At 46.9% G+C, this 13,152-nt stretch carries 8 protein-coding genes; 5 read left to right on the top strand and 3 right to left on the bottom strand.

Annotation, left to right across the window (positions count from 1 at the left end):
• From ftsA to AC59JT_RS18275, 5 genes are all read left to right on the top strand, one after another.
• Window positions 1-1,353, top strand: a complete 1,353-nt coding sequence (gene ftsA, locus AC59JT_RS18295; RefSeq protein ID WP_497401758.1) for a cell division protein FtsA — start codon at window positions 1-3, stop codon at window positions 1,351-1,353.
• A gap of 248 nt (window positions 1,354-1,601) precedes the next feature.
• Window positions 1,602-3,239 (top strand): cell division protein FtsZ, encoded by a 1,638-nt coding sequence (gene ftsZ / locus AC59JT_RS18290; RefSeq protein ID WP_497401757.1) that lies wholly within the window; start codon window positions 1,602-1,604, stop codon window positions 3,237-3,239.
• Window positions 3,240-3,449: 210 nt separating this feature from the next.
• Window positions 3,450-4,694, top strand: a complete 1,245-nt coding sequence (locus AC59JT_RS18285) for an aminotransferase class I/II-fold pyridoxal phosphate-dependent enzyme (RefSeq protein WP_497401755.1) — start codon at window positions 3,450-3,452, stop codon at window positions 4,692-4,694.
• A gap of 112 nt (window positions 4,695-4,806) precedes the next feature.
• Complete coding sequence (locus tag AC59JT_RS18280; RefSeq protein ID WP_497401753.1) at window positions 4,807-6,405, top strand: FG-GAP repeat domain-containing protein; 1,599 nt, start codon at window positions 4,807-4,809, stop codon at window positions 6,403-6,405.
• A 248-nt stretch (window positions 6,406-6,653) separates the two neighbouring features.
• A complete protein-coding gene (locus AC59JT_RS18275) occupies window positions 6,654-6,830 on the top strand; it encodes a BF3379 family histone-like protein (protein ID WP_497401751.1) in 177 nt (58 codons plus the stop codon).
• Window positions 6,831-7,283: 453 nt separating this feature from the next.
• Here the strand turns inward: AC59JT_RS18275 and dapA are convergent, their stop codons facing one another.
• From dapA to ligA, 3 genes are all read right to left on the bottom strand, one after another.
• The gene (dapA, locus tag AC59JT_RS18270) at window positions 7,284-8,162 is read right to left on the bottom strand and encodes a 4-hydroxy-tetrahydrodipicolinate synthase (RefSeq protein ID WP_497401749.1); all 879 of its coding nucleotides are present in this window, start codon (window positions 8,160-8,162) and stop codon (window positions 7,284-7,286) included.
• A 281-nt stretch (window positions 8,163-8,443) separates the two neighbouring features.
• Entirely contained in the window at window positions 8,444-10,900 is a 2,457-nt protein-coding gene (locus tag AC59JT_RS18265) for a DUF5686 and carboxypeptidase regulatory-like domain-containing protein (protein ID WP_497401747.1), read from the bottom strand.
• A gap of 101 nt (window positions 10,901-11,001) precedes the next feature.
• Window positions 11,002-13,011 carry an NAD-dependent DNA ligase LigA gene (ligA, locus tag AC59JT_RS18260; protein WP_497401745.1) on the bottom strand — a complete coding sequence of 670 codons (2,010 nt, stop codon included), beginning with the start codon at window positions 13,009-13,011 and terminating at the stop codon, window positions 11,002-11,004.
• Window positions 13,012-13,152: the final 141 nt, after the last annotated feature.

Raw genomic sequence — 13,152 nt, 5'->3', positions numbered from 1 at the left:
ATGGATAAGATTTCGACACAAGAAAAAAGTTCGCCAATTGTAGTGGGTTTAGATATCGGTACCACTAAAATATGCGTAATTGTTGGCCGCCGCAGCAAAAACGGCAAGATCGAAGTGCTGGGCATAGGCAAGGCCGAATCAGCGGGCGTAACCCGTGGTGTAGTATCCAACATCGATAAAACGGTACAGGGCATTGTGCAGGCCGTTGAGGTTGCCAGCGCGCAATCAAACGTAGAGATACGTGTGGTAAACGTGGGTATTGCCGGTCAGCACATTAAAAGCTTGCAGCACCGCGGCTTAATTACCCGTCGCGATCTGCAGTCGGAAATTGGCCGTAAGGATATCGATAAACTGATTGAAGACATGTACAACCTGGTAATGCCTCCGGGCGAGGAGATCATCCACGTGTTACCGCAGGAGTTTACTGTGGATAGCGAGCCGGGTGTGAAAGATCCTATTGGTATGGCGGGTGTGCGTTTGGAAGCCAACTTCCACATCATATCGGGCCAGGTTACTGCTATAAAAAATATTGTAAAATGTGTGAATAAGGCCCACCTGGAAAGCCAGGAGCTGATATTGGAGCCGCTGGCATCATCAGAGTCTGTACTGAGCGATGAGGAAAAAGAAGCCGGTGTGGTATTGGTTGATATTGGTGGCGGTACTACCGATGTAGCTATCTTCCACGAAGGTATTATCCGTCATACCGCGGTTATTCCATTCGGTGGTAACAGCGTGACCGAGGATATCCGCGAGGGTTGCTCTGTAATGCGTAACATAGCCGAGCAGTTGAAGGTGCGTTTTGGCTCAGCCTTAGCTGAAGAGAATAAAGAGAACGAGATCGTTTGTGTACCGGGCTTACGTGGCCGCGAACCAAAAGAGATCTCGGTTAAAAACCTGGCTTTCGTTATCCAGGCCCGTATGGAAGAGATCGTAGAGCATGTGTACTACGAGATCAAATCATCAGGCTACGAGAAGAAGCTGATTGCCGGTATAGTAATAACAGGTGGTGGCGCGCAGCTGAAACACCTGTCGCAAATGGTAGAGTTTGTTACTGGTTTAGATTGCCGCATAGGTTACCCTAACGAGCACCTGGCCAAAAACGAAGTTTTACCTAAAAACGTGTACGAAGAAATGCAAAGCCCAACCTTCGCTACAGGTATAGGCTTGCTGATAAAAGGTATCCAGAAAATGGAGTATGATGGTGCGACTTTAGCACCAGAGGAAAGCAAAACTAAAGCCCCGCAAGCTCCAAAATACACCGAAGACAAAAAATTCGGCCTGTTTGGTAAGATCCTGGAAAGCGGTAAAAAGTTTATAAAAGACGATATCAAGGACGAGGATTTCTTGAAATAGAATACGCCTGCAACCCCCTCTAAATCTACCCCAAAGGGGGAGACTTTGAAGCGCGGAAAAGAAAGCTCCTTCCCTTTGGGGAGGCTGGGAGGGGTTAAGGATTTAGGTGGGGTTTATACAAGTTTTCAACACTCCACGACTTTTCCACATTATCTACATTTGTGGAAAACGTTTGTTGAAAAAGTGCTAATATTACAATGGTGAGACTTAATTAGTCGTTAGGTTACATATATCTGAAATATAGGAACATGCAATTTGAGATGTTAAAAGAAAAATCGTCGATCATCAAGGTAATTGGTGTTGGCGGTGGCGGTGGTAATGCGGTTAACCACATGTATATGCAGGGAATTACGGGCGTTGATTTCATCATTTGTAATACCGATGCGCAGGCATTAGAGTTAAGCCCTATACCCAACAAGGTGCAGTTAGGTGCAAGTTTAACCGAAGGAATGGGCGCAGGCTCTATCCCCGAAGTAGGTAAAAATTCGGCTATTGAAAATATCGACGATATTAAAACCATGCTGGGTACCAATACCAAAATGTTGTTCATTACAGCAGGTATGGGTGGCGGTACCGGTACAGGCGCAAGCCCTATAATTGCCAAAGCAGCCCGCGAGTTGGATATCCTTACCGTAGGCATCATCACCACACCATTCTCTTTTGAAGGCAAGCGCAGAAAAATGCAGGCCGAAGAAGGTATGGAAGAGTTGAAAAAATACGTCGATTCATTCTTGGTAATCTCTAACGACCGTCTGCGTCAGATATTCGGTAACTTAACATTAGGCTCAGCGTTCGCGCAGGCCGATGATATATTGACCACAGCTGCCAAAGGTATTGCCGAGATCATCACGCTGCCCGGCTATATCAACGTCGACTTTAAAGACGTGCGTACCGTTATGAAAGATAGCGGTGTAGCCATTATGGGTAGCAGCGCAGCCGAAGGCGAAAACCGTGCCCTGCGCGCGGTTGAAGGCGCTTTGGCATCGCCACTGTTAAAAGATAATGAAATTGAGGGTGCACGTTACATCCTGTTAAACATAAGTTCGGGTGAAAAAGAGGTTACCATGGACGAGGTGAGCATCATCACCGATTACATACAGGAAGAAGCCGGCCTTGCCGCCGACCTGATCTGGGGTAACTGCCGTGACGAGAATTTGGGTGATAAAATATCGGTAACCATCATCGCTACCGGTTTCCAAACTAAGGACGAGCGCGAAAAAGAATTCAGCAGCAAAAAAATTGTAAACATGCTGGTGCCTGATGCACCGCTGGTTCGCCCTGTGGTTAACGAGTTTATTACCCCGGTAGCCGAAGAGCCTGCTGTTAATGTGCCTTATATGAAAGGTGCCCAACCTGTGGCGCCTACCAAAGAAGAGCAAAAACAAGCCGGTTTGTTCGACCTGTTTGCCGCCGGCGCCCCACGTACAGAAGAACCTGCAGTGATACGCCATAGCTTTGAAGAGCCCGCGCAACAAGCTGAAGAAACCGAAGGCGATATGCCTGAATTTACCTTCAAACTGTCTGAGCCGGAAGCTATAGCACCTGCGCCTGCTTTTGAAATGATCGAGGAAGAAGAAGTGGTGGAAGCCGTTATCGAAACTCCTGAGATTAATGCAGATGAGCATAAAACCGACGAATCAATTGAAGAGCAGCTGCGTAAATCGCGCGAGCGTATTATGCGCCTGAAGGACCTGAGCATGAAATTGCGCCAGGGCAACATACAGGAGCTTGAAAACGTTCCGGCTTACAAACGCAAGGAAATAGCCCTGCAGGAAACCCCTGCCAGCGACGAAAGCCAGGTATCGCGCTTTACCTTATTGCCTGACGGCGAAGGTAAAACCGAGATCCGCAATAACAACTCGTTCCTGCATGATAATGTGGATTGATTGTGGTTCATGGGTGTTTTGAGTTCATGGTTGATGGTTCATGGATCATAGCTAATAAGTAATTAAAAAGGGAGCGCTGGTAAGGTGGCTCCCTTTTTGTTTGTTATTAGCCAGATAACACGTTCACTATGGTCTATGAACCATGAACTTCCACCAACTAAAAACTAATACTTATATTTGCACAAATTAAAATTTAACAAATACTACATTTTGGATTTATTTGATAAGATAAACGCAAGCGTTGGGGGGCCTATAGGGCAGCATCAAAAATGGTCGCATGGCTACTTTTCATACCCAAAGCTGGAGGGAGAGATAGGCCCGCACATGCAATTTAACGGTAAAGAGCATTTGGTGTGGAGCTTGAATAACTATTTAGGACTGGCAAACCACCCCGAAGTGCGCGAAGCCGACGCTAAAGCAGCTGCTGATTACGGCATGGCTTACCCCATGGGCGCGCGTATGATGTCGGGCAATACCAAACACCACGAAGAACTGGAGGCCGGCCTGGCCGAGTTTGTAGGTAAAGAAGATGCTTTCCTGCTAAACTACGGCTACCAGGGCATGGTATCAATCATAGATACACTGGTTGACCGTAACGACGTGATCGTTTACGATGCCGAATCGCACGCCTGTATCATCGACGGTTTGCGCATGCACATGGGCAAACGCTATGTGTATCAACATAACGATATTGAAAGCTGCACCAAACAACTGGAGCGTGCTACTAAATTAACTGAGCAAACCGGCGGTGGTATTTTGTTAATTACCGAGGGTGTGTTCGGCATGTCAGGCGCGCAAGGTAAATTAGCCGAGATCATCGCGCTTAAAGAGAAGTTTAACTTCCGCATATTGGTTGACGATGCGCATGGTTTTGGTACCATGGGCAAAACCGGCGCCGGTACGCACGAGGAACAGGACTGTGTTGCAGGCGTTGATGTGTACTTCGGTACCTTCGCCAAATCAATGGCAGGTATAGGCGGTTTTGTAGCTGCCGATAAAGCTATTGTTGATTACCTGCGCTATAACATGCGTTCACAAATATTTGCTAAAGCGTTGCCAATGCCAATGGTTATCGGCCTGAAAAAACGTTTTGAGCTATTAAAATCAAAACCAGAGTTAAAAGATAAACTATGGCAAATTGCCAATGCCTTGCAAACCGGCCTGCGCGAGCGTGGTTTTGACCTGGGCATAACCAATACCATGGTAACACCGGTGTTTCTGAAAGGCGACCTGTACGAGGCTACCGCGCTAACCCGCGATCTGCGCGAGCGTTGGGGCATATTCTGCTCAATTGTGGTTTACCCGGTTATCCCTAAAGGTTTGATCATACTACGTTTAATACCTACCGCCGCGCACAGCATGGAAGATGTACAGCGCACATTAGACGCCTACAGCGAAATGGGCGAAAAGCTAAAAGCCGGCCACTACCGCGAACAAAAAACAGCCGAAGTTTAACAACTCAGCGCTATTATAATTAAAAAGGTTGCCACACTAATCAGTGGCAACCTTTTTTTATATTTATACGTCTTCATTACTCAAAATCCAATTTAAGCCTAAAAGCAATTTGATGAAGCCGTATAAAAAACTGATGGCTGCCGCATGCCTTGCATTGCTGGTTGAGGTGCTGGTGCAATGCAGTAGTCCCGCCAACCAACAAAGCGAAGAAGATAATGACGAGCCCAAAAACATCCAGGTGCCCCAGTTTAAACAGGCCGATGTGATAGCGGGCCGGGAAGTGGCTGCGCACTACTGTGCTTCGTGCCACCGGTTGCCCACGCCCGATCTGTTAAATAAAAGTATGTGGACCTTCCATGTGCTGCCTGTTATGGGCCAGTACTTCGGCATCCCAACGCCGCCGCGTTACCATACCCCGCAACTGGATAAAGCCTATGTGCCCGGCAAACCCACTTTAACACCGCAGCAGTGGCGCCTTATCAATGCTTACTACATTGCCAACGCACCGGTCCACATGCCTGCCCTTAAGCGCGAAGAACCCATGCACCAGCTGCCATTTTTCGATATCATGCCCGCACCTGCCGCTTTCGAAACCACACAGGCATTTACATCCTGCGTTAAAATTGATACCGATGTAGTGCCTCACCGGCTGGTTATAGGCAACGGCCTCACCAACGAACTGATGGTTATCAGTAATAAACTGCACAAGCTAAATGCTGTTACACTAAACAGTGCTATTGTAAATGTATCCTACCAAAACCATGCTTACCTGGCTACGGCCATTGGCGATAATTTACAACCTAATGATCTGAAAACCGGGAGTGTCACCGCCGTTGATATTGATGCCAAAGGCACGATAAAACCCAAAGGCCAATCACTGTTTGTTGGACTCAATCGCCCGCTATCAGCAGATTGGGCCGATATTAACGGCGACGGCAAGCCCGATTACCTGCTTACGCAGTTCGGTAAAATGACGGGCGGCCTGAGCTGGTTTGACGGTGGCGACGTAAAAAAGGAGCACAGCATACGCAACAAGCCGGGCTGCATGAAAGTTATTATTGACGATAAGCATAGCGGTAAAGCCCCAGATCTGTGGGCGCTGTTTGCGCAGGGCGATGAAGGGATATTTCACTACACCAATAAAGGCCGTGGTGTTTTTGAGGAGAAAAAGGTTTTGAGCTTCCCGCCAACCTATGGATCCATAGCTTTTGAAATGGCTGATTTTAATGGCGATGGTTATAAAGATATTGTTTATGCCTGCGGCGATAATGCCGATTTTACCCAAATACTAAAGCCATACCATGGGGTGTATGTGTATTTAAATGATGGCAAAAATAGCTTCAGCCAAAAATACTTTTACCCTATACACGGCTGCAACAAGGCCATTGCTGTTGATTTTGATGCCGATGGCGATCTGGATATAGCTACCGTAAGCGAGTATCCAGGCATCAAAACGCCTTGGGAGGCTTTTATCTACCTGGAAAACAAAGGCAATTTTAAATTCAGCGCCTACACCATGCCGCTAAACACCCGCTTTACCCGCGGCATGACCATGGACGCCGCCGACATAAACGGCGACCATAAACCCGACCTGCTACTGGGCGCAGGCTATGCCGCCGAAGATATAAACGGAAAAGATAAGCAGCCTTTGTTTGTAGTTTTGTTGAATAAAAGCCGCATAAATAAAGTTAAAGCGGCAACCGCTCATTAACCAAAGATTAATGAGCTGTAAAACAGGCCTTAAAAAAGCATATTAAACAGGCGTGAAAAAAATCAGAACTTTTATGATGCAGGTTTCGTAAAAACCTATGTAATAGGTAGTTTTAATGTGTATTTACCGCATAAAATGTTGAAAAAAATACGTTTTAAGCAGTGTAAAAGTTTTTTTTTACGATAAAAACATTTTAGATTAGCTTTTACAAAACAAAAAACCTCAGGACAATATTTAATTTTAACTCAATGAAAAAATTTAATGAAGTAAAAGAGCTTATCGCATCGCTGGAAGCTGATGCCGACAAGTTTTACAACAAAGGTAACAGTGCAGCCGGTACCCGCGTTCGTAAAGGTATGCAAGACCTTAAAAACCTGGCCCAAGCCATCCGTTTAGAAGTACAGGATACTAAAAACAAAGCCTAACAAGCATAGCACCCTGCTTCACGCAAAACATTTAAAACCCGGCTGCACGCAGCAGGGTTTTTTTGTGGAAATATATTTCGTTTGTACGCTGTTCGAAGTCTGTGACTTCGAACTATTATGCCGATAGTCTTTAGACTATCGTGGTCTCTAGCCTTTGTTGGTGTTATCACCAATAAAACGTGTGTAAGACCAATCGGGCCCGAAGATTACGGCACTTGTTGGTGATAACACCAACAAGGGCGGGCACAGGGTGACAGCCCTCAAAATGTGTTAAAGCCAATCACCTTTGGTTTAGGTCCCGTCTCAGCAGGGGCTCTCAAAGAGGACCCTGCGTTATGTTGTACGGTATCCCCGGCGCAGGGTCCCCTGCGAGAGACCCTGCTGAGACAAAAGACAAAAATAAAAAGGCCACTTATAAAAGCGGCCTCTTCGTTTATCATTAACTCAAAAAGTCTAATTCAACTTCCGCGTCTCAGCAATCATTTTATCCGCAGTTTCCTTACCAACCTGCACCAAAGGCAAACGCACGGCATCGCCACAAATACCCAGCTCTTTTAAAGCAACTTTAACGCCGGCCGGGCTGCCTTCGGCAAAGCACAGGCGGGTAAACTCCAGCAGGCTGAAATGTGCAGGTTGTGCTGCCGCGAACTGGTTATCCAGGCACAAACGCACCATGTCTGAAGTTTTGCGTGGTAATGCGTTAGCAATAACCGATATGGCGCCAATGGCACCCAGGGCTATCATAGGCAGGGTAATAGGGTCGTCGCCTGATATCATCAGGAAATCGGCCGGTTTATCGCGCATGATGACGTTAACCTGCTCCATATTGCCCGATGCTTCTTTAATACCGATGAATTGTTTAAAGTCGCGCGCCAGGCGTACTGTCGTTTCGGCGGTCATGTTGCTGCCGGTACGGCCCGGTACGTTATATAAAATAACCGGTAGGGGGCTGTTTTCGGCAATTAGTTTATAATGCTGGTAAATACCTTCCTGCGTAGGCTTGTTGTAAGCCGGGCTGGCCGATAGGATGGCATCATAACCGGTAGTATCAAACGCTTTTAGTTCGTTCACCACTTCGGCGGTATTATTACCGGCAATACCGGCCACCAAACCCACTCGGCCTTTTACCACATCGGCAGTAAAGGCCCAAACCTTCTTCTTTTCATCAGCACTTAAAGTGGCGCTCTCGCCGGTTGTACCTAATGATACGATGTACTCTGCACCGCCATCAATAATGTGATTGATAACGGCTTTTAATCCGTTATAATCTACCTGTCCATCCGCTTGAAAAGGAGTTACAATAGCTACTCCCGTCCCGTAAAATTTGTTCATTGTGCTAATTAAAGGCTGCTAAGATAATAATTTAGGGGCGAATAGGGAAGGGGGAGGTGTTGAATATCGAATTTCGAATGTTCAATTTCGAATGTCAAAGCGATGTGAATATGCCTCATTATTTGGTGGTCGATATTTGGTGTTCGATAGTCAAAAACAGTCTACTGACAAAACACCGCCACCAAAAAATACAAACACCTGATAGCAAGCTGTGTAGCGCGCTACACCTGGGTGTAGCAGTGTAGCATGCTACGCATACGGCGCTACACCTGCGCCGCATTTCATCGCAGGCTGAAGCCTATACGCAAACCCTCTAGCAGGTTACTGCCGCTGTTGTATGAGCGTGCGTACATTACGCGGAAATTGAAGTATTGTACCCCAACGCCCAGTTCGTAATAGTTATTAAGCCCCGGTGTGCCCAGGTAATTTACGTTGATGATTTCCTGCAGTTTCAGCTTGCGGATGAGCGGCAGTTTATTGGTTATGAAGCCTGAGAAATTGTGTTCAAAATGACCTTCCAGGTATTCGTTCGGGGTACTGAAACGGTAGTAATCAAGCAGCAGGTAATTATTGATATTGTTGCGGTAAGGAATGATCTGGCTGCCGCTGAAATGTTTATAGTCGATATAGTAAAGGCTGTTGGCATTCAAAAATTTACCTGCCGACAGGTAGAACGAGCTTTTACCATAAACGCCCATGCTGATGTCGGTTTTGCTCACATCCACCGAAAGCTGGTCATAGTCAACTCCTGAACCCAGGATCTTGTTAATGCCCTTGGTATAGTTAATGCCCACAGTAGGGTATTCTGAAGGTAGGTAACGCCGCCCGCTGGGGTAGGTTTCGTATTTATTGCTGAAATCGTAACTCACCCGCAAGCCCAGTTTAAACGATTTGTTTTCAGGAAACAGCGGCACATCCGTATTAGGCGTGAATGGATTATTGGAGGTAAAGCCCTTGTTGTTAGGATTAAAAAAGCTATATCCCGCGCTATTAGCCAGCCAGCGCCTGTTGGCCCACTCCAAACCACCGCTGGCCCGCAACCCGCCCGCAATGCGGCCAGATAGCGTAGCCGAGGCAAATTCCTTATGATATAATTTTTGGTAGTTGCTATGGTCAAGCAGGGTATAAAGCGAGTTGTAAAATGCCGATATAGGCAGCCGGTTATTCATGTCAACCACATCTGATCCGCCGGTTAAGCCCAACGTAAGTGTTTTGCCCACGGGTACGGTGGCCATTATGTTACCATCAAGCAGCCTGTCGGCAAAACCATAGCGTATGTGGGCGCCCAGGCTAAAGTTGCGATTGTTAATGGTGTCCACGCGTTTGGTATAGCTTGCGCCGTAGTTAATAGCCAAGCCTTCCACTGTATTGTATAGCAATGAGCCTAATATCGGGTCGAAATGATAGTATTCGCGCTTGTAACGGTTACGCAGGTTAACCCCGCCGATGATGAAATTGCGTGGTTTGATGCGGTTAGCCTCCCGGTCGAGCGAATCCAAGTAGGGTTTTGATTCACGTTTTTGGGCCAGGATGGCTTTTTTCTTGTAGTCGGTTTTTTCCTCTAAGGTTAGTGGGATGGGGCGTTGTTCGTTCCAGTAGGCGCTGTCTTTTTTGTTCACTTCGCGGGTAATGCGCAGCACTTCGTTAAAGTCTTTTTTGTTGAACGCCGGGTTCAGATCATAGTTTTTATAAACCGAAACGAAGTAGCCACCTAACCTGAAACCGAATAAGCCGCCGGTAAAATCAAACCGGATTGTAGACGTCATCCAGGCTTTATTGTTTACGGGAACGAAGGCCTGGTTAATTTTGATGGTATCGGCAAAAGCGATGTTGGCTTTTTTGGTGATCATCAGGTCCAGACCCACCAGTCGCCAGGTATCGTCCTGTATGTATATATAACCTTCAAAACATGGGTCATGCTCGCGGCGGGGGATGACCTGGATCTTGTTGATGGTTTTGCCGTTCTCGGTGGTTTCGCCAACCAATTTGTACCGGTAGTAAAATAAACCATTATCAGCAATTGGCGACACCAGGGGGCGCAGACTTATACCCTTCCAGTTCTCATAATTCTCATAAAAATTTACCCGCATGTCGCTGGCGCGATTGTAGCTGAACGCCCGGTTACTGCCCGATACTTTGGACGATATCATCTCCTCATGAACATCGTCAGGAGCCTGGAAGCTATATTTTGATTCAGATTCCGACAGGTAAACTATCCCGCGGCGGTTGGAGTCGAGCCCAATTCGTTTACCCATTTGCTCAATATCCCGCCCTAAGAATTTTTTAGGAGCGTCAAGCAGTTTTTGCAGGCCTTTTATGTAGATATCGGCTGTGTAGGCTTTAACCTCGTTAAGGTAGGTTTTACGTTTTTTTATCGCTTTGCGAATGATGGCGTAGGCTGGGTCTTCACCGTTGCCATTTATTGCGATGGATTGTAGTTGAAAAACTTCGGCAGATAATACTACATTGAGCATTTTATTCTCGCGCAGGTCAACTTTGCGGCTTTCCTGCCGGTAGCCCATGGCCTTGTACAGCACTGTATATTGTCCGCCAGTTAAAGACAGCAGATATTCGCCTTCGCTGTTTGCAGATGCGCCCTTGGTGGTATTTTGCACATATACGCTGGCAAATGGTACGGCGTTGCCGCTTTCATCGGTAACCTTGCCGGTTAAGTTAAAGTTTTGCGCCGATGCCGTGTAGCAGCATATTAGAAGTAACAGTGATAGGGTTAACCGCATCTGTAATGTGTTTTGATAAAGATGCGAATTATAGGTAAAAGGTTGCTTGTTAAATTTTGTTAAAGGTGTTCGTTCATTTTTAGAACGAACACCGACACTTGTTACCCCAACATCGCCAACAACTCCTCATCACTAATTATCGGAATATTAAGCCTAGTTGCTTTCTCCAATTTGGAAGGCCCCATATTGTCACCAGCCACCAGGTAGTTAAGCTTGGCCGATATACTGCTGAGTATTTTACCGCCGTTTTGCTCAATAATATCTTTCAGCTCATCGCGCGAGCGCTCAAAGGTGCCCGATATGATAAAGGTTTTGCCGGCTAAAGCTTCGCTCGCCAGTACAACCTCTTTTTCTTCGGCCACAAATTGCAGGCCTGATGTCTTTAGTTTTTCAATTTCTTCGCGATGTTGCGGGTTGGCGAAGTACTCGATTATGCTGTGGGCTATTCGTTCGCCTATCTCTTCGGCCACTACCAGTTCTTCTAGTGGCGCGGTCATCAGATTATCAACAGTCTTAAAGTGCCTGGTCAGCTTTTTTGCCACGGTTTCGCCAATGTAGCGGATGCCCAGGCCAAACAGTACTTTTTCAAACGGTTGCTGCTTTGATTTTTCAATACCCTCCAACATGTTCATTATCGACTTTTCGCCGAACCTGTCCATCTGCTTCAACTCATCGGCATGCTCATGCAGCTTGTAAATATCGCTGATATGGCGGATGAAACCTTTTTCGTACAAAGTTTCAATGGTCTCATCGCCTAAGCCATCAATGTTCATCGCTTTACGGCCAATAAAATGCTGCATTTTACCGGTAATCTGCGGCGGACAACCTTCGTCATTCGGGCAATAAAAAGCAGCTTCGCCCTCCTGGCGTTTTAACGCGGTGCCGCAGGCTGGGCATTCGGTTATATAATCAATAGTAGCAGCGCCCGGTACGCGTTTAGCCAGGTTTACTTCGATAATTTTAGGGATGATCTCGCCGCCTTTTTCCACATAAACCCAATCGCCTTCGTGCAGATCAAGGCGCAGCATTTCGTTGGCGTTGTGCAGGGTGGCCCGTTTTACGGTGGTGCCTGCCAGTAACACCGGCTTTAAGTTAGCAACCGGCGTAACCGCGCCTGTGCGGCCCACCTGGTAGGTTACCGCTTGCAATTCAGTTTCAACACGTTCGGCTTTAAATTTATAGGAGATGGCCCAGCGCGGCGATTTAGCGGTAAAGCCCAGTTCCTGCTGCTGGCTGTAATTGTTTACTTTTATTACTATGCCGTCAATATCATAACTAAGCTTAAAGCGTTTTTCGTCCCACTCGGCAATAAAGCCCAATACGTCCTGTATGTTATCATATTTGCGACTATGTTCGTCGGTATGGAAGCCCCATTCTTTTACCGCCTGCAAACTTTCCCAATGCGTTTTAAATAATTGCTTTTCGGTATAAAGGCCGTACAAAAAGCAGTCCAGCGGGCGTTTGGCTACCTCGGCGCTATCCTGCAATTTTATGGTGCCCGACGCAAAGTTACGTGGGTTGGCGTAGGCAGGTTCGCCGTTGTCAACGCGTTCCTGGTTAAGGCGTTCAAAGGCTTTCAGGTGCATAAAAACCTCGCCGCGTATTTCAAATTCGGCCGGGTAGTCGCCCTTTTTAAGTTGTTTGGGGATGCTTTGTATAGTGCGCACATTGGTTGTCACCTCATCGCCCTGTACACCGTCGCCACGGGTTACGGCGCGTAATAGCTTGCCGTTCTCATAAGTTAAGCTCATCGAAAGTCCGTCGAACTTCAATTCGCATACATATTCAAAATTATCGCCTATGGCCTTGCGTATACGCTGATCAAAATCCAGTAATTCCTGCTCGTTATAGGTATTGCCTAACGATAGCATAGGCCAGCGGTGGCGCACGGTCTGAAACTCCTTGGTTATAAAACCACCCACACGCTGCGTAGGCGAATCGGCGTCTAAAAACTCCGGAAACTGGTTTTCTAAAGCGCTTAGCTGTTCCAGTTTTTTATCGAAATCAAAATCGGATATGGTGGGCATGGCCAGCACATAATAGTTGTAAGTGTGCTGGTTAAGCTCGGCCGTAAGGGCGTTTATTTGTTGTTGTGCTTCTGCAGGTGACATAAAGCGAAGATAATGGATTTACGTTATATCAACCACCGTGGCAATAATTATTAGGGGGTTGCCTGCCGCGTTAAGGATGGGAGTGGATACCGGCCCCGCGCCTAAAGCCTGCAGGCGTATGAACGTACAGCCTGACCCGCA

Source organism: Mucilaginibacter sp. A3364, assembly GCF_059690715.1.
This window is presented reverse-complemented; position numbering and strand designations above follow the sequence as displayed.

Excerpts from the sequence above, each read along its gene's own strand:
- ftsA (WP_497401758.1), top strand. The coding sequence starts at position 1 with ATGGATAAGATTTCGACACAAGAAAAAAGTTCGCCAATTGTAGTGGGT.
- ftsZ (WP_497401757.1), top strand. The coding sequence starts at position 1,602 with ATGCAATTTGAGATGTTAAAAGAAAAATCGTCGATCATCAAGGTAATT.
- AC59JT_RS18280 (WP_497401753.1), top strand. The coding sequence starts at position 4,807 with ATGAAGCCGTATAAAAAACTGATGGCTGCCGCATGCCTTGCATTGCTG.
- AC59JT_RS18275 (WP_497401751.1), top strand. The coding sequence starts at position 6,654 with ATGAAAAAATTTAATGAAGTAAAAGAGCTTATCGCATCGCTGGAAGCT.
- dapA (WP_497401749.1), bottom strand. The coding sequence starts at position 8,162 with ATGAACAAATTTTACGGGACGGGAGTAGCTATTGTAACTCCTTTTCAA.
- AC59JT_RS18265 (WP_497401747.1), bottom strand. The coding sequence starts at position 10,900 with ATGCGGTTAACCCTATCACTGTTACTTCTAATATGCTGCTACACGGCA.
- ligA (WP_497401745.1), bottom strand. The coding sequence starts at position 13,011 with ATGTCACCTGCAGAAGCACAACAACAAATAAACGCCCTTACGGCCGAG.